Origin of the sequence: Maricurvus nonylphenolicus, from assembly GCF_042854845.1 — a bacterium.
GTDB lineage: Bacteria > Pseudomonadota > Gammaproteobacteria > Pseudomonadales > Cellvibrionaceae > Maricurvus > Maricurvus nonylphenolicus.
In genome coordinates, this window is the sequence record NZ_AP031499.1 from 169,943 (window position 1) to 186,125 (window position 16,183).

Here is a 16,183-nt window from a genome sequence, read left to right on the forward strand (position 1 = left end):
TGGCCTGGGTCATGTATACGGCTTCGCTCTAGACGCCCCTGGAGAGCGGTATTGGGCGAATCAGAACAAGGAATCTGCGTTTTACTTGAAAGGGTAGCCAGATCATCACAGACGCACTGGTGTCATTTATCCTAGTTTTGGGTTGCCGAGGTTGGCAGAAACCAGCTGCAGCCCTTTGTGGGTTCACCCCGGCAACAGAAAGGCCAAAGGTTTTGGACAATGCCGTGCCCTGGGTTACAGTGAAAGTAAAATCGCTGGGATCAGCGTTTGATCAAGTTGTTGAAGTGCTGTAAGCGGATTATCCCGATCTTTTGGTGATCGTCTAAGTCTAGAAAATTCTTAAGGACAAAAAATAGTTAGTCCATATTGGTTAGGAGACAAGGTTAAATGAGCAAGAGCGATCTACCTGATGACTACGTGCCAGCATTAAGGTTTTCATGGCTTACTGCTATTTATGACCCTGTTGTTAGGTGGACAACTAGGGAGTCCACCGTCAAAAACGCATTGATAGAGCAGGCTGAATTAAAGGAGGGTATGTCCGTACTCGATCTTGCATCTGGTACCGGTACTCTAGCCATAATCATCAAGAGAAAGTTTCCAGGTATTGATGTGGTGGGTGTAGATGGTGACGCCAAAATACTTCAAATTGGGGTGCTGGGGATTTTCCCTCGTAAACAGACAAAATCTTCTAGAGCCGCCGCTATTAGCGGGCTTCCAGGAGGTATTACTTTTCCCGAACCGGTAAATATCCCTCGATTGAGCACATAAGCTCCTCCAGAGCTGGTAGTTTTTCACTCAATTCGAAGGTATAGATACCCTTTAAGTTGATGTTATACCAAGCAACTGGGGATGCCTGTTTGACGATCTGTACCCGCTTGTTGTCTCCCTGATATTCGAAGCTCGTGAGTAACTGGCTGAGTATGCTGGAGTTAAAGTAGATGATGGCGTTGGTGACCAAGCGGGCGCACTCATTCCATAGCTGGATCTCTTCATCAGAACTCCCACGGAACTGATCCCCATTGACGTTGCTGATAGCTCGACGCAGCTGGTGATAGGCCTCCCCCCGGTTCAGGGCTCGCTGAACGTAGTTCCGCAGACTTACATCATCGATGTAGTTCAGCAGGTAATTTGCTTTTACCAGGCGATTGAACTCGGTCAGCGCCTCCAGCAAGGGATGGTTTTTCTTGTAACCTGAGAGTTTCCGAACCAACGTGGCTTGTGTGGTCTTTCGTTCTTTGAGCGACACAGCAATGCGCTGGATAGTATCCCAGTGTTGCATGATACGCTTGGTTTTGATGGCCTTTTTCAGGTGTAGCTGGATTCTCTGATCCTTATCTTCTTTCACATCGAACATCTCATTAATGACTCGACCAACCTGCGCGTAACGCGGCGCAAAGCTATATCCAAATAGGTCCAGTAGAGCGAAGTTGACATGATTAACCCCATGGGTATCCGTTGAGAGTACGTCCGGGGTGATCTCCGAGCTGTTATTCATCAACAAGTCAAAGATGTAGTGGGATTCGTGTTCATTCGCGCCGATCACCCGGGCATTGATGGCGGTATGGTTGGCAATTAAGCTCATGGCCGAGACGCCTTTCTGAGTACCGAAGTACTTCGAAGAGTAGCGCGTTTTGAAGGTCTCTCTCCGTGCCTCGAACTTTTGGCCATCGGCACTGGCGTGGATAACATCCTCTTGAATGTTGTAATGCTTGAAAATGGGCAGCTTTGCCGTTGCGTTGTTGATGGTGTCGTTGGCTGCATTCAGGCTATCCAGTCGCAGATAGTTTGCCTGAATGGTGCTGAGCTGGTCATAGGTTCGATCGGAGACTTGTGCCATACCGTAGATCCCTTGGTTAGTCGCATTTCCCACCAGAATCGCCAACAGGTCATATTCATGGACTCTGCTCTTGGGCTGCGAGCCCAGCACATGTTCAAAACAGTCAATGAACCGGGTGTCGCGATCCACCATACGCAAAACGTCGGCAACGCCCGTTGTCGGTATTTGCTGAAAGAAGGGGTTGTTGACCAGGTACTTTTTACTTGCCGTCGGCAACCGCCATAGGCGCTTACCCTTGGGATTACGTAGGATAATATTTCGGTTATCGTCTCGTTCTAGATATTCACTGACCTCATACAAACGGATCTCCAGATCCCTGGACATTTGCTCAATCAACTTGTTCGGTTCGGCGGACAACTTAGGTAGCTTAGTTTGCTCCAACAACTTGCTCTTATCCCTTCGCCAACGTTCCCGACTCACCAGATCAGCATCCAAGCTCCTGTATTTAATGATATTAGGCAAGGTCAGCTGGCCATTCAACCGATCGGGGATCTGCAGATACAGGTACCACTCGTAGCGACCTTGGTTAAAATTTCCGTCCTCGTCCTGCAAAAACGATAATTGTTTCTTGGGGGGAAGCCGGCAGTCTATATTTTCCTCTGAGATGATTCTATGTACTGAGAGCTCAAGCTGGGCTTGACCCAGCGCTGCCGCTAGGCGGATAGTTCCCTCGCTGCCTTCAAAGTGCAGACAAACAAACAGCTGTCGAAGCAACCCTTCCCTCAAGCTATCTCTCTGGTCATAATATTGCCACATAGCTTCCTCAACAGAACGCTTTTGTTCATTAAGGAACAGACATACAGATTCCAGTTCTTTAGCCGCAAGCAACTTCAGAGCCTGCTGCTTTACCGCCCCAAACGGTTGCGCTTGATCGATACGATCATCAATGAACAGATGAAGAACTTCCGCTGCCTTGCTGACGTTTTTAGCGGCGTTTTGCCAGTCTTGGTAAACCGATTCCTGTGCGTAGGCCTTGGCTTTTTGTTTTATCTGTCGAACATGATGAACAAAACCATCGGCAATGCGCTCCAATGCCTGTACCCAGCGGGTTTGCAGATAACACAACAGATAAAGCCGTTGATTGCCAGTAGATTGGCGCTGTAGCTTGGCACCGTAGTAATTCACCCGCTCAGCAAAGTGTTGCTGATTCTTCGAGGACAGAGATAACGCGCTCAACACCTCATTAACTTCCGGTATCCATGGTTGGATATAGGAATGCACTGCAAGTTCTTTCTCCAGCTCATTCCTCGTGAAGTTTCTGGCAGATTGACGCAACTGCCGCAGGGTTAATGTGTTATTTCCATTAACAAGTTCAGATAGCATCACTGCCAAATCCGCAGATATAAGATCCTCAAGTTGACGGGCAAACTGATCGTTTGTGACACTCACAACATCACTGATTAAGTCCTGCAGCACGGTGTACCCAGGGATGGCGATTTTTTGTGCTGACAAGTATTCTATAGCCCTATCGAATAGAGCTCTCGGTTGACCCCATGCCCGTGCATGCTCATTAAGATCCTTTGCCAACGCCGAACTATGATTGTTGTTGAGCCAGCGCTGATGGCCCGTCAATTTGAAGATGCGTTGGTAAATCCGAATACGGGCTTTCTGAGTAAGATTGAAGGGTCGGAAACCAGGGCCTGGGAGGACTTCGGAGCACACATACTTGAGGTCCTGCTTAATTTGATGATAGCCGGTGCTCAACATGATGGGCTTTACTTTGAAGTAGCCCAGCAGTAAAACAAACATGCACCTGTGATCCCGCTTACGGATTCTGTTGCATTCAGCTAATTCGGCGTCATTGAGAGTGAAGAAGAAACGTTGATCATTCGAACTTAGAATGGGAGGGCCGAACAGCTCGGTACTCTCGGTCTTGGTCAGGATTTTGATACGTTTTTCGGTGGCCATTATCAATGCTCAAAGCCAGCGATTTTAGCCAAAATACTCCACAACAATAAGAAAATTGAAAGTAACCCCCTCTGAGAGGCCAGGAATGGCGGAGGCTCCAGAGGCTTTTGTCCGTTTACGAGGGAAAAACCCTAGTACCCCACTTTTAGGGGTGCTGGGGATTTTCCCTCGTAAACAGACAAAATCTTCTAGAGCCGCCGCTATTAGCGGGCTTCCAGGAGGTATTACTTTTCCCGAACCGGTAAATATCCCTCGATTGAGCACATAAGCTCCTCCAGAGCTGGTAGTTTTTCACTCAATTCGAAGGTATAGATACCCTTTAAGTTGATGTTATACCAAGCAACTGGGGATGCCTGTTTGACGATCTGTACCCGCTTGTTGTCTCCCTGATATTCGAAGCTCGTGAGTAACTGGCTGAGTATGCTGGAGTTAAAGTAGATGATGGCGTTGGTGACCAAGCGGGCGCACTCATTCCATAGCTGGATCTCTTCATCAGAACTCCCACGGAACTGATCCCCATTGACGTTGCTGATAGCTCGACGCAGCTGGTGATAGGCCTCCCCCCGGTTCAGGGCTCGCTGAACGTAGTTCCGCAGACTTACATCATCGATGTAGTTCAGCAGGTAATTTGCTTTTACCAGGCGATTGAACTCGGTCAGCGCCTCCAGCAAGGGATGGTTTTTCTTGTAACCTGAGAGTTTCCGAACCAACGTGGCTTGTGTGGTCTTTCGTTCTTTGAGCGACACAGCAATGCGCTGGATAGTATCCCAGTGTTGCATGATACGCTTGGTTTTGATGGCCTTTTTCAGGTGTAGCTGGATTCTCTGATCCTTATCTTCTTTCACATCGAACATCTCATTAATGACTCGACCAACCTGCGCGTAACGCGGCGCAAAGCTATATCCAAATAGGTCCAGTAGAGCGAAGTTGACATGATTAACCCCATGGGTATCCGTTGAGAGTACGTCCGGGGTGATCTCCGAGCTGTTATTCATCAACAAGTCAAAGATGTAGTGGGATTCGTGTTCATTCGCGCCGATCACCCGGGCATTGATGGCGGTATGGTTGGCAATTAAGCTCATGGCCGAGACGCCTTTCTGAGTACCGAAGTACTTCGAAGAGTAGCGCGTTTTGAAGGTCTCTCTCCGTGCCTCGAACTTTTGGCCATCGGCACTGGCGTGGATAACATCCTCTTGAATGTTGTAATGCTTGAAAATGGGCAGCTTTGCCGTTGCGTTGTTGATGGTGTCGTTGGCTGCATTCAGGCTATCCAGTCGCAGATAGTTTGCCTGAATGGTGCTGAGCTGGTCATAGGTTCGATCGGAGACTTGTGCCATACCGTAGATCCCTTGGTTAGTCGCATTTCCCACCAGAATCGCCAACAGGTCATATTCATGGACTCTGCTCTTGGGCTGCGAGCCCAGCACATGTTCAAAACAGTCAATGAACCGGGTGTCGCGATCCACCATACGCAAAACGTCGGCAACGCCCGTTGTCGGTATTTGCTGAAAGAAGGGGTTGTTGACCAGGTACTTTTTACTTGCCGTCGGCAACCGCCATAGGCGCTTACCCTTGGGATTACGTAGGATAATATTTCGGTTATCGTCTCGTTCTAGATATTCACTGACCTCATACAAACGGATCTCCAGATCCCTGGACATTTGCTCAATCAACTTGTTCGGTTCGGCGGACAACTTAGGTAGCTTAGTTTGCTCCAACAACTTGCTCTTATCCCTTCGCCAACGTTCCCGACTCACCAGATCAGCATCCAAGCTCCTGTATTTAATGATATTAGGCAAGGTCAGCTGGCCATTCAACCGATCGGGGATCTGCAGATACAGGTACCACTCGTAGCGACCTTGGTTAAAATTTCCGTCCTCGTCCTGCAAAAACGATAATTGTTTCTTGGGGGGAAGCCGGCAGTCTATATTTTCCTCTGAGATGATTCTATGTACTGAGAGCTCAAGCTGGGCTTGACCCAGCGCTGCCGCTAGGCGGATAGTTCCCTCGCTGCCTTCAAAGTGCAGACAAACAAACAGCTGTCGAAGCAACCCTTCCCTCAAGCTATCTCTCTGGTCATAATATTGCCACATAGCTTCCTCAACAGAACGCTTTTGTTCATTAAGGAACAGACATACAGATTCCAGTTCTTTAGCCGCAAGCAACTTCAGAGCCTGCTGCTTTACCGCCCCAAACGGTTGCGCTTGATCGATACGATCATCAATGAACAGATGAAGAACTTCCGCTGCCTTGCTGACGTTTTTAGCGGCGTTTTGCCAGTCTTGGTAAACCGATTCCTGTGCGTAGGCCTTGGCTTTTTGTTTTATCTGTCGAACATGATGAACAAAACCATCGGCAATGCGCTCCAATGCCTGTACCCAGCGGGTTTGCAGATAACACAACAGATAAAGCCGTTGATTGCCAGTAGATTGGCGCTGTAGCTTGGCACCGTAGTAATTCACCCGCTCAGCAAAGTGTTGCTGATTCTTCGAGGACAGAGATAACGCGCTCAACACCTCATTAACTTCCGGTATCCATGGTTGGATATAGGAATGCACTGCAAGTTCTTTCTCCAGCTCATTCCTCGTGAAGTTTCTGGCAGATTGACGCAACTGCCGCAGGGTTAATGTGTTATTTCCATTAACAAGTTCAGATAGCATCACTGCCAAATCCGCAGATATAAGATCCTCAAGTTGACGGGCAAACTGATCGTTTGTGACACTCACAACATCACTGATTAAGTCCTGCAGCACGGTGTACCCAGGGATGGCGATTTTTTGTGCTGACAAGTATTCTATAGCCCTATCGAATAGAGCTCTCGGTTGACCCCATGCCCGTGCATGCTCATTAAGATCCTTTGCCAACGCCGAACTATGATTGTTGTTGAGCCAGCGCTGATGGCCCGTCAATTTGAAGATGCGTTGGTAAATCCGAATACGGGCTTTCTGAGTAAGATTGAAGGGTCGGAAACCAGGGCCTGGGAGGACTTCGGAGCACACATACTTGAGGTCCTGCTTAATTTGATGATAGCCGGTGCTCAACATGATGGGCTTTACTTTGAAGTAGCCCAGCAGTAAAACAAACATGCACCTGTGATCCCGCTTACGGATTCTGTTGCATTCAGCTAATTCGGCGTCATTGAGAGTGAAGAAGAAACGTTGATCATTCGAACTTAGAATGGGAGGGCCGAACAGCTCGGTACTCTCGGTCTTGGTCAGGATTTTGATACGTTTTTCGGTGGCCATTATCAATGCTCAAAGCCAGCGATTTTAGCCAAAATACTCCACAACAATAAGAAAATTGAAAGTAACCCCCTCTGAGAGGCCAGGAATGGCGGAGGCTCCAGAGGCTTTTGTCCGTTTACGAGGGAAAAACCCTAGTACCCCACTTTTAGGGGTGCTGGGGATTTTCCCTCGTAAACAGACAAAATCTTCTAGAGCCGCCGCTATTAGCGGGCTTCCAGGAGGTATTACTTTTCCCGAACCGGTAAATATCCCTCGATTGAGCACATAAGCTCCTCCAGAGCTGGTAGTTTTTCACTCAATTCGAAGGTATAGATACCCTTTAAGTTGATGTTATACCAAGCAACTGGGGATGCCTGTTTGACGATCTGTACCCGCTTGTTGTCTCCCTGATATTCGAAGCTCGTGAGTAACTGGCTGAGTATGCTGGAGTTAAAGTAGATGATGGCGTTGGTGACCAAGCGGGCGCACTCATTCCATAGCTGGATCTCTTCATCAGAACTCCCACGGAACTGATCCCCATTGACGTTGCTGATAGCTCGACGCAGCTGGTGATAGGCCTCCCCCCGGTTCAGGGCTCGCTGAACGTAGTTCCGCAGACTTACATCATCGATGTAGTTCAGCAGGTAATTTGCTTTTACCAGGCGATTGAACTCGGTCAGCGCCTCCAGCAAGGGATGGTTTTTCTTGTAACCTGAGAGTTTCCGAACCAACGTGGCTTGTGTGGTCTTTCGTTCTTTGAGCGACACAGCAATGCGCTGGATAGTATCCCAGTGTTGCATGATACGCTTGGTTTTGATGGCCTTTTTCAGGTGTAGCTGGATTCTCTGATCCTTATCTTCTTTCACATCGAACATCTCATTAATGACTCGACCAACCTGCGCGTAACGCGGCGCAAAGCTATATCCAAATAGGTCCAGTAGAGCGAAGTTGACATGATTAACCCCATGGGTATCCGTTGAGAGTACGTCCGGGGTGATCTCCGAGCTGTTATTCATCAACAAGTCAAAGATGTAGTGGGATTCGTGTTCATTCGCGCCGATCACCCGGGCATTGATGGCGGTATGGTTGGCAATTAAGCTCATGGCCGAGACGCCTTTCTGAGTACCGAAGTACTTCGAAGAGTAGCGCGTTTTGAAGGTCTCTCTCCGTGCCTCGAACTTTTGGCCATCGGCACTGGCGTGGATAACATCCTCTTGAATGTTGTAATGCTTGAAAATGGGCAGCTTTGCCGTTGCGTTGTTGATGGTGTCGTTGGCTGCATTCAGGCTATCCAGTCGCAGATAGTTTGCCTGAATGGTGCTGAGCTGGTCATAGGTTCGATCGGAGACTTGTGCCATACCGTAGATCCCTTGGTTAGTCGCATTTCCCACCAGAATCGCCAACAGGTCATATTCATGGACTCTGCTCTTGGGCTGCGAGCCCAGCACATGTTCAAAACAGTCAATGAACCGGGTGTCGCGATCCACCATACGCAAAACGTCGGCAACGCCCGTTGTCGGTATTTGCTGAAAGAAGGGGTTGTTGACCAGGTACTTTTTACTTGCCGTCGGCAACCGCCATAGGCGCTTACCCTTGGGATTACGTAGGATAATATTTCGGTTATCGTCTCGTTCTAGATATTCACTGACCTCATACAAACGGATCTCCAGATCCCTGGACATTTGCTCAATCAACTTGTTCGGTTCGGCGGACAACTTAGGTAGCTTAGTTTGCTCCAACAACTTGCTCTTATCCCTTCGCCAACGTTCCCGACTCACCAGATCAGCATCCAAGCTCCTGTATTTAATGATATTAGGCAAGGTCAGCTGGCCATTCAACCGATCGGGGATCTGCAGATACAGGTACCACTCGTAGCGACCTTGGTTAAAATTTCCGTCCTCGTCCTGCAAAAACGATAATTGTTTCTTGGGGGGAAGCCGGCAGTCTATATTTTCCTCTGAGATGATTCTATGTACTGAGAGCTCAAGCTGGGCTTGACCCAGCGCTGCCGCTAGGCGGATAGTTCCCTCGCTGCCTTCAAAGTGCAGACAAACAAACAGCTGTCGAAGCAACCCTTCCCTCAAGCTATCTCTCTGGTCATAATATTGCCACATAGCTTCCTCAACAGAACGCTTTTGTTCATTAAGGAACAGACATACAGATTCCAGTTCTTTAGCCGCAAGCAACTTCAGAGCCTGCTGCTTTACCGCCCCAAACGGTTGCGCTTGATCGATACGATCATCAATGAACAGATGAAGAACTTCCGCTGCCTTGCTGACGTTTTTAGCGGCGTTTTGCCAGTCTTGGTAAACCGATTCCTGTGCGTAGGCCTTGGCTTTTTGTTTTATCTGTCGAACATGATGAACAAAACCATCGGCAATGCGCTCCAATGCCTGTACCCAGCGGGTTTGCAGATAACACAACAGATAAAGCCGTTGATTGCCAGTAGATTGGCGCTGTAGCTTGGCACCGTAGTAATTCACCCGCTCAGCAAAGTGTTGCTGATTCTTCGAGGACAGAGATAACGCGCTCAACACCTCATTAACTTCCGGTATCCATGGTTGGATATAGGAATGCACTGCAAGTTCTTTCTCCAGCTCATTCCTCGTGAAGTTTCTGGCAGATTGACGCAACTGCCGCAGGGTTAATGTGTTATTTCCATTAACAAGTTCAGATAGCATCACTGCCAAATCCGCAGATATAAGATCCTCAAGTTGACGGGCAAACTGATCGTTTGTGACACTCACAACATCACTGATTAAGTCCTGCAGCACGGTGTACCCAGGGATGGCGATTTTTTGTGCTGACAAGTATTCTATAGCCCTATCGAATAGAGCTCTCGGTTGACCCCATGCCCGTGCATGCTCATTAAGATCCTTTGCCAACGCCGAACTATGATTGTTGTTGAGCCAGCGCTGATGGCCCGTCAATTTGAAGATGCGTTGGTAAATCCGAATACGGGCTTTCTGAGTAAGATTGAAGGGTCGGAAACCAGGGCCTGGGAGGACTTCGGAGCACACATACTTGAGGTCCTGCTTAATTTGATGATAGCCGGTGCTCAACATGATGGGCTTTACTTTGAAGTAGCCCAGCAGTAAAACAAACATGCACCTGTGATCCCGCTTACGGATTCTGTTGCATTCAGCTAATTCGGCGTCATTGAGAGTGAAGAAGAAACGTTGATCATTCGAACTTAGAATGGGAGGGCCGAACAGCTCGGTACTCTCGGTCTTGGTCAGGATTTTGATACGTTTTTCGGTGGCCATTATCAATGCTCAAAGCCAGCGATTTTAGCCAAAATACTCCACAACAATAAGAAAATTGAAAGTAACCCCCTCTGAGAGGCCAGGAATGGCGGAGGCTCCAGAGGCTTTTGTCCGTTTACGAGGGAAAAACCCTAGTACCCCAAATTGCCCAAGCCAAAGCAGACAGCGCCAACCTAAAAATAGAGTTTGATCAAGGTTTGGCAACTCAGTTGCCTTATGCTGATTCAAGCTATGACCGGGTATTTTCCACTCTGTTTTTTCACCATCTAGGCAACAACGATAAATCCCGTACGTTTGCTGAAATTTTCCGTGTACTCAAATCTGGCGGGCAGCTACATGTAGCGGATTGGGGGAGGCCGACTAATTTCCTCATGCGGCTACTATTTTACGCGATCCAATGGCTGGATGGATTTACCAATACAAAGGACAATGTAGAGGGACAAATACCGCATTTGATTCAATATGCTGGTTTTAGCGATATTCGAATTTGTAAGCAGTTTAGTACCGTGTTTGGCACATTAACGATTTATAGTGGGTCTAAAATGGGCAATCACATTTCATCATAAAGAGCATCGATAATTGGGCATTGCTCCAACGAGTAGCTTTCGCCTTTACATCTATTAGCCATCTCCAATAGTGCCTTATGCAGACGCTGGAGGTCGTCAATTTTTCGTTGCACCTCTTCAGATTGCGCCAGGGTCAGGGCTTTAACTTCGCCACAGGTGTGATTTGGTTCATCGACGAACCGCAACAAGTCACGAACCTGCGACACACTAAAGCCCAAATCACGGCTGCGACGTATAAAAATCAATCGCTTCAACTCGGGCTGGTTATATATCCGATGTCCGCCTTCCGTGCGTTGTGGAGTTGGCATCAGGCCGATCTTTTCGTAGTAGCGAACTGTCTCGACCTTGCATTGGCTCGCGCGGGCGAGATCTCCAACACTAAACGCTGTCTTAGCTGAATGTTCTTGCATATAAATCACTTGAACCTGTAGTTACTACAGGTTTTATACTAGCACTACTGGCTCAAAATGATAGAGGTATGCCGATGACAGTCCTGCTTGAATCTGAGCTGATCTGCCCCGAATGTGGCCACAAAACTGTAGAGATCATGCCGGAAGACGCCTGCATGTATTTCTTTCAATGTCCCCAGTGCTCTGTGGTGTTGAAGCCTGTGGCAGGCGACTGCTGCGTATTTTGTTCTTATGGCAGTGTTCCTTGTCCACCGGTCCAGCAGGCTATTAAATCCGGTATGAAAACGGGGTGTTGTCGATGAAGAGAGAATCAATGGAGGGCTCCCAAAAAGCGTTGGGCTGGTTGGCTCTCTTTGCTTCCACCGGCACCTTGCTTTGCTGTGCACTACCTATCTTATTGGTCAGTATTGGTATGGGGGCAGTCGTGGCGTCCTTAACCAGCCAATTACCCGTGTTGGTCGCGTTGGCGTCCTATGAGTCATGGATGTTTGGTGGTTCAGCCCTGATTTTAGGAATTGCTGCATGGGTACTCTGGAAAAGCCCTGTTAGTTGCCCTGCTGATCCAATTTTGGCTGACCGTTGCAAGCGAGCACAGACCTTGAACCGACGCATTTTTTTTCTGGCCTTGGCGGTATGGTCGGTAGGATTTACCGCTGCCTTTTTGTTATTACCCCTCAGGAATCTGTTGGGCGTTTAGGGAGGTTAAGATGAAAATTATGACCTTGTTGACACTATTAATAGGTATTGCATTTCCCGTCACAGTGTTTTCTGAGACTTTGGAAATTGATATCAACGGTATGACGTGTGCGTTCTGTGTTGATAGCTTGCAACGTAAATTGGGTAAGTTACCTGAAATTGCCCAGGTAGATGTTAGCTTAAAAAACAAAAAGGTTAGGATCGATACCGGTGATGAAAAAGCTGATATTGATGCAATCAAACAGGCAATCATTGATTCCGGATTTACACCGGTCAAGGTCCATGTCAAATAAATGGGTGACACTGCTGTGGATTGGTTTGCTTGAGCTGTGTTTCCAGTCGAACGCGTTGGGTATGGGGTTGCGCTCATTCGTGGCTCTACCGGTAGAGAAGGGTGGTACTGTCTTGCGCGGTATTGTTAGTCACGACAATGAAACCAATATTAACCAGTTAACAGCCAACCTAGCCTATGGTATTGATCATAAAAAGACGCTGTTATTCGGTGTTCCTTATCGACTGTCATCCGGTGATGCTAAACAGCTCGGGGATTTTAGCCTGTTATACCGGCAGATTATTTCTCAGGTGGATGATCCTAAAGGCACGCGTCGTATGGGGCTGTTGGGTGGTGCAGTGATTCCAACGGATAGCTCTCGGGACGGGGCTTTTCAAGCTGGTGCGGTAGGTACCTGGTTTCGGGATAATAATGAATGGGATATTGATGCTCTATATCAGGTCGGTACTGGAGATCGACGGGATTCTGCACGCTATGATCTATCCTGGCAGCATCGATTGATTCCAGCGGTGTACCCAGAGTGGGGGATTCTGTCAGAAGTGTATGGAGTCGTTGAGCTGGGTGGCCGTTGGCAAAAGGGTGCTTCCGTTGTCCATCAATTCACCTTGGGCCTGCAGTGGACACAAGGACGCTGGGTGCTAGAGGGTGGTGTTGTACAGGATTTGAATGGTCCGGACGCTACTGGTTTCTTATTTAGCGTACGGTTTCATTGAAATAGATCGTTTCCTCGAATGCAAATCCTTGCATTTGGCCCTACTTCATATCGTTAGATGAGGTTATATAACATTACCTGACGATTATCGGAGTTACTCCAGTTTGCATCCCCAGTGCATCCCATAGCGCTAGCTTAAGTGGATTGCTGGAAATATTCCGTTGCGTTTAGTTAGAGGGAAAGATGGTACCAGAGGCCGGACTTGAACCGGCACGCTATCGCTAGCATCGGATTTTGAATAATTCAAATAAGCTTGTTTCCTAGCGTCACCCGATGTTTAGGCAAGTTACCTATCGTTTCTTCAGGTTGTTGTAACATACTGAAAAACAAGGATATTCTATATCTAGGCATCTTTTCGACGTTACTCGAAAGATGCCTGGGATTCTAAAAGTTTCGCCCGTTTGTCTCCCAGTTGCATCCCTAATTTTAGCCATAGAACCATATGCAGGGAGATCCTATGGGAGCAATATCTGACAACCGAATTAAGTTTACCAAGCCAAATTTAAGAGCTATTGAGAAGCGAATCAACCAGGGGGACTTCAGTAAAGAACTGTATATTTACGATGCAGACAGCCATCTTGCAGTTCGCGCAAAGCCGCACCAGTCCTACGCTGAGAGCGTTTTCTGCTTGTATGCACGTATCCGTCCACGCGGTGCGGCTAAGAGCAAAATGTATAAGCGCCAGATCATGAAAGTTGGGGATGCACGTAATGCCGAAATCAGTCTTGCACATCTTCGGAAACGCGCAGACAGCCTGTTTTTGGAAATTCAGGAAGGACGAGACCCTAAGCAGCTAGCGTTAGAAGAACTGGCTAAGCAAGAGGCTGAAAAGGAACTTGTCGGAGCCAAACGCTCGCTTCGGGATATGATCTATGGTTCTCCGATGGAGAGTGGCGAGGAGCGCATGCGTGATGGGTTCATAGCAGAGAGAAGACTTAGTAAGCGTTACCAGAAGGAAATTAGAGACAAGTCCAAGAGTCTGCTTTTTGACCTGCTTGATGAGCCCTTGTACAGCTTGACTCCTGAATTGGTTAAAACTGTATACCTGAATTTGGTGCCCAAAGGCCAGACTCAGCTTAACAATGCAATGCGCATACTTCGCTCTATATGGAACTGGGCTCAGTCTAAATATGATGATTCTGGGCTATTTGTTAGAAATCCAGTAAGCCGAGCAATGAAGCAGCTCGGTATCAATATCAATCGAACTAATAGACGGTCTGTTCGGTTAGATGAGTCCGAATTTGGAGCATACCTTAGATCAGTCCTGAATCTCAGGCACCACGATCATACATCTGCACTTCGTAATGGCCGAGACGCCTTGCTGTTCATGCTTTTCTCTGGTGTAAGATTGATGGGTACTATGACGCTCCGCATGGCCGATATTGACCTAGAGCGTTCGCAATTCACCATCATTAAAAAAGGTGGTGAGGAAGCTACATTACCCCTAAATACTGTGACAGAAGCTATTGTCAGAAACCGGCAAAATCATCTGCCTACGGATGTTGAATATCTATTTCCGGGTGTTAGCTGCCGAGGGCATTACTGGGATACCAAGGCAGTCCGCAAGATCGTGCAGGAAGAAACTGGGATTGCAGTAACTAATCATGACCTCAGACGTACCTATAAGACTATTGGGGCTGAGCTAGCAATCAACCACATACTTATTGACGAGTTATGCTGCCACGCACGGGAGGGAGTGAACGCACACTATATTCACCCATCTATGAGCGCACTACGGGATGCAAGCCAGCGAATCGCAGATTATATTATGGAATCCTCTGGATTTAATTTAATCGATGAATTATTACAACAATGGTAATTAGACGATGGAAGTGTACTCTGAGCCTTTCGTCATATGTATAGCGGCGATGCGTAGGTGCAAGTCGCTGCCATTAACGGTTTTATCCAAGGAGGCATTGTGTTTTGTACGAAGTGTGGTGTTGAGGTATCGCACACAGATAATTTTTGTCGGAGCTGTGGTTTTTCATTATCAGCTAGTAACTCGGCTGACGGGGATGGCAGTGTAAATATTGCAGGTAGCAATAACATTTCAAATAGCCATCTTCATGTCGGTGATATCTACCAGTCAGCTTCTGCCGAAGATCGTGCCTACATAGACAGGTCGTATGTTAAGCCAATCAATATAGCCGGTAGTCCCGTAAGAACATCTTGGCTAATCGTGTCTGGTATTGTTGGTTTTTTGGGTAGTTGGGCTTCACTGTATAGCGTGTTCGGCAGCTCGTGGAGTTACTTATTTATGATCTTCATAACTTTAAGCACATTCCTCCTCATGAATGGTGTTAACTTATGGAGGTCAAGATTTTCAAGGCTTATATGGTTCAACCTTGAGTCAAATACGCAGGATGAGGTGTTTCTGACGAAGGTTTCTGGTTACTGTCCCAAATGTGATGGAACACTGAAGCTTGTTGACTTAAAAGTATCTCAAAATAGAAGCAAAACATTTGTTCGCTGCTCTAGAAATAGTGACCATATTTGGAACTTTGATCGTAAGCGGTCAACGCCCCACGTAGTTTACGCCTAGCGTTTATCTCTTAGGCTATCGGCTCCCGAACGTCTAAGGAGCCAACATGAACTCTTCTCACGAACTCACCCCAAAACAACGCTACTGGCACGAACACCTGCTACAAGCCAAGGACTTCGAAGGTAGCCTCGCGCGATATGCAAAACATCACGACCTTGATGTGAAAGCGCTTTATCACTACCAAACCATTCTACGCCAGAAAGGCGTGATCGAATCAGTGTCGAAATTCACACGCGTGACACAATCGATGACGATTGAATCGATGCCAAGCAGTTCCCGATACTATCGCCTCGCGTTTGCCAACGGTCATCACCTTGAGCTTCCTGTCGAATCAGTAGAGCTACCTGCTCTAATCGATAGGGTTAGCACTTTATGATGCGCCCAAGTGGCGAACTGGTGGTGTACCTACACCGCCAGCCTGTCGACTTTCGCAAAGCCATCAATGGTCTTTCACTGATTGTACAGGAAGAGCTGGCGTTAGATCCGTTTAGTGAATCGTTGTTTGTATTCGTTAACAGGTCTCGCAATAAGCTTAAGCTGTTGTACTGGGAACGCAACGGTTTCTGTTTGTGGCAAAAGCGTTTAGAGAAAAATAAATTTGCTTGGCCGTTGAAACATACCAGCGATACCGTTGAAGTCAGTACCCAAGAACTCAACTGGTTACTCGACGGTTTTGATATCTGGCGCATGCCACCGCACGAACGCCTATTCTACAGTAGCGTTGGATAAA

14 protein-coding genes are annotated in these 16,183 nt (G+C 47.6%); 10 read left to right on the top strand and 4 right to left on the bottom strand.

Annotation, left to right across the window (positions count from 1 at the left end; translation table 11 throughout):
- Positions 1-387 precede the first annotated feature (387 nt).
- A complete protein-coding gene (locus ACGHZ6_RS25430) occupies positions 388-768 on the top strand; it encodes a class I SAM-dependent methyltransferase (RefSeq protein WP_390619275.1) in 381 nt (126 codons plus the stop codon).
- On the opposite strand, the gene ACGHZ6_RS25435 is transcribed toward ACGHZ6_RS25430, so the two are convergent.
- From ACGHZ6_RS25435 to ACGHZ6_RS25445, 3 genes are all read right to left on the bottom strand, one after another.
- On the bottom strand, positions 725-3,745 hold the full coding sequence (locus tag ACGHZ6_RS25435; RefSeq protein ID WP_390619276.1) for a Tn3 family transposase: 3,021 nt from the start codon (positions 3,743-3,745) through the stop codon (positions 725-727). The two genes, ACGHZ6_RS25430 and ACGHZ6_RS25435, sit on opposite strands and share 44 nt — an antisense overlap.
- Positions 3,746-3,969: 224 nt before the next feature.
- Positions 3,970-6,990: a Tn3 family transposase gene (locus tag ACGHZ6_RS25440; protein ID WP_390619276.1), complete on the bottom strand. Its 3,021-nt coding sequence runs from the start codon at positions 6,988-6,990 to the stop codon at positions 3,970-3,972.
- A 224-nt stretch (positions 6,991-7,214) separates the two neighbouring features.
- On the bottom strand, positions 7,215-10,235 hold the full coding sequence (locus ACGHZ6_RS25445; RefSeq protein WP_390619276.1) for a Tn3 family transposase: 3,021 nt from the start codon (positions 10,233-10,235) through the stop codon (positions 7,215-7,217).
- Positions 10,236-10,342: 107 nt separating this feature from the next.
- Between ACGHZ6_RS25445 and ACGHZ6_RS25450 the strand changes: the two genes are divergently transcribed.
- Entirely contained in the window at positions 10,343-10,801 is a 459-nt protein-coding gene (locus ACGHZ6_RS25450) for a class I SAM-dependent methyltransferase (protein WP_390619277.1), read from the top strand.
- Here the strand turns inward: ACGHZ6_RS25450 and ACGHZ6_RS25455 are convergent.
- Entirely contained in the window at positions 10,786-11,211 is a 426-nt protein-coding gene (locus tag ACGHZ6_RS25455; RefSeq protein WP_390619278.1) for a helix-turn-helix domain-containing protein, read from the bottom strand. The genes ACGHZ6_RS25450 and ACGHZ6_RS25455 overlap by 16 nt on opposite strands.
- Before the next feature lie 74 nt (positions 11,212-11,285).
- On the opposite strand from ACGHZ6_RS25455, the gene ACGHZ6_RS25460 reads away from it, so the two are divergent.
- From ACGHZ6_RS25460 to tnpB, 8 genes are all read left to right on the top strand, one after another.
- The gene (locus tag ACGHZ6_RS25460) at positions 11,286-11,513 is read left to right on the top strand and encodes a GDCCVxC domain-containing (seleno)protein (RefSeq protein ID WP_390619279.1); all 228 of its coding nucleotides are present in this window, start codon (positions 11,286-11,288) and stop codon (positions 11,511-11,513) included.
- The gene (locus ACGHZ6_RS25465) at positions 11,510-11,908 is read left to right on the top strand and encodes a hypothetical protein (protein WP_390619280.1); all 399 of its coding nucleotides are present in this window, start codon (positions 11,510-11,512) and stop codon (positions 11,906-11,908) included. The genes ACGHZ6_RS25460 and ACGHZ6_RS25465 overlap by 4 nt, the downstream gene beginning before the upstream one ends.
- Positions 11,909-11,918: 10 nt before the next feature.
- Positions 11,919-12,200 carry a heavy-metal-associated domain-containing protein gene (locus ACGHZ6_RS25470; protein ID WP_390619281.1) on the top strand — a complete coding sequence of 94 codons (282 nt, stop codon included), beginning with the start codon at positions 11,919-11,921 and terminating at the stop codon, positions 12,198-12,200.
- On the top strand, positions 12,190-12,912 hold the full coding sequence (locus tag ACGHZ6_RS25475) for a hypothetical protein (RefSeq protein ID WP_390619282.1): 723 nt from the start codon (positions 12,190-12,192) through the stop codon (positions 12,910-12,912). The genes ACGHZ6_RS25470 and ACGHZ6_RS25475 overlap by 11 nt, the downstream gene beginning before the upstream one ends.
- Before the next feature lie 456 nt (positions 12,913-13,368).
- A complete protein-coding gene (locus ACGHZ6_RS25480) occupies positions 13,369-14,730 on the top strand; it encodes a tyrosine-type recombinase/integrase (RefSeq protein WP_390619283.1) in 1,362 nt (453 codons plus the stop codon).
- A 99-nt stretch (positions 14,731-14,829) separates the two neighbouring features.
- The gene (locus ACGHZ6_RS25485) at positions 14,830-15,453 is read left to right on the top strand and encodes a zinc ribbon domain-containing protein (RefSeq protein WP_390619471.1); all 624 of its coding nucleotides are present in this window, start codon (positions 14,830-14,832) and stop codon (positions 15,451-15,453) included.
- 46 nt (positions 15,454-15,499) lie between these two features.
- Positions 15,500-15,829, top strand: coding sequence for an IS66 family insertion sequence element accessory protein TnpA (gene tnpA, locus ACGHZ6_RS25490; protein WP_390619284.1), 330 nt, complete (start codon positions 15,500-15,502; stop codon positions 15,827-15,829).
- Positions 15,826-16,182 (top strand): IS66 family insertion sequence element accessory protein TnpB, encoded by a 357-nt coding sequence (gene tnpB, locus ACGHZ6_RS25495; RefSeq protein ID WP_390619285.1) that lies wholly within the window; start codon positions 15,826-15,828, stop codon positions 16,180-16,182. The genes tnpA and tnpB overlap by 4 nt, the downstream gene beginning before the upstream one ends.
- Position 16,183: the final 1 nt, after the last annotated feature.

Excerpts from the sequence above, each read along its gene's own strand:
- ACGHZ6_RS25455 (WP_390619278.1), bottom strand. The coding sequence starts at position 11,211 with ATGCAAGAACATTCAGCTAAGACAGCGTTTAGTGTTGGAGATCTCGCC.
- ACGHZ6_RS25445 (WP_390619276.1), bottom strand. The coding sequence starts at position 10,235 with ATGGCCACCGAAAAACGTATCAAAATCCTGACCAAGACCGAGAGTACC.
- ACGHZ6_RS25430 (WP_390619275.1), top strand. The coding sequence starts at position 388 with ATGAGCAAGAGCGATCTACCTGATGACTACGTGCCAGCATTAAGGTTT.
- ACGHZ6_RS25465 (WP_390619280.1), top strand. The coding sequence starts at position 11,510 with ATGAAGAGAGAATCAATGGAGGGCTCCCAAAAAGCGTTGGGCTGGTTG.
- ACGHZ6_RS25475 (WP_390619282.1), top strand. The coding sequence starts at position 12,190 with ATGTCAAATAAATGGGTGACACTGCTGTGGATTGGTTTGCTTGAGCTG.
- tnpA (WP_390619284.1), top strand. The coding sequence starts at position 15,500 with ATGAACTCTTCTCACGAACTCACCCCAAAACAACGCTACTGGCACGAA.
- tnpB (WP_390619285.1), top strand. The coding sequence starts at position 15,826 with ATGATGCGCCCAAGTGGCGAACTGGTGGTGTACCTACACCGCCAGCCT.
- ACGHZ6_RS25440 (WP_390619276.1), bottom strand. The coding sequence starts at position 6,990 with ATGGCCACCGAAAAACGTATCAAAATCCTGACCAAGACCGAGAGTACC.
- ACGHZ6_RS25470 (WP_390619281.1), top strand. The coding sequence starts at position 11,919 with ATGAAAATTATGACCTTGTTGACACTATTAATAGGTATTGCATTTCCC.
- ACGHZ6_RS25460 (WP_390619279.1), top strand. The coding sequence starts at position 11,286 with ATGACAGTCCTGCTTGAATCTGAGCTGATCTGCCCCGAATGTGGCCAC.
- ACGHZ6_RS25480 (WP_390619283.1), top strand. The coding sequence starts at position 13,369 with ATGGGAGCAATATCTGACAACCGAATTAAGTTTACCAAGCCAAATTTA.
- ACGHZ6_RS25435 (WP_390619276.1), bottom strand. The coding sequence starts at position 3,745 with ATGGCCACCGAAAAACGTATCAAAATCCTGACCAAGACCGAGAGTACC.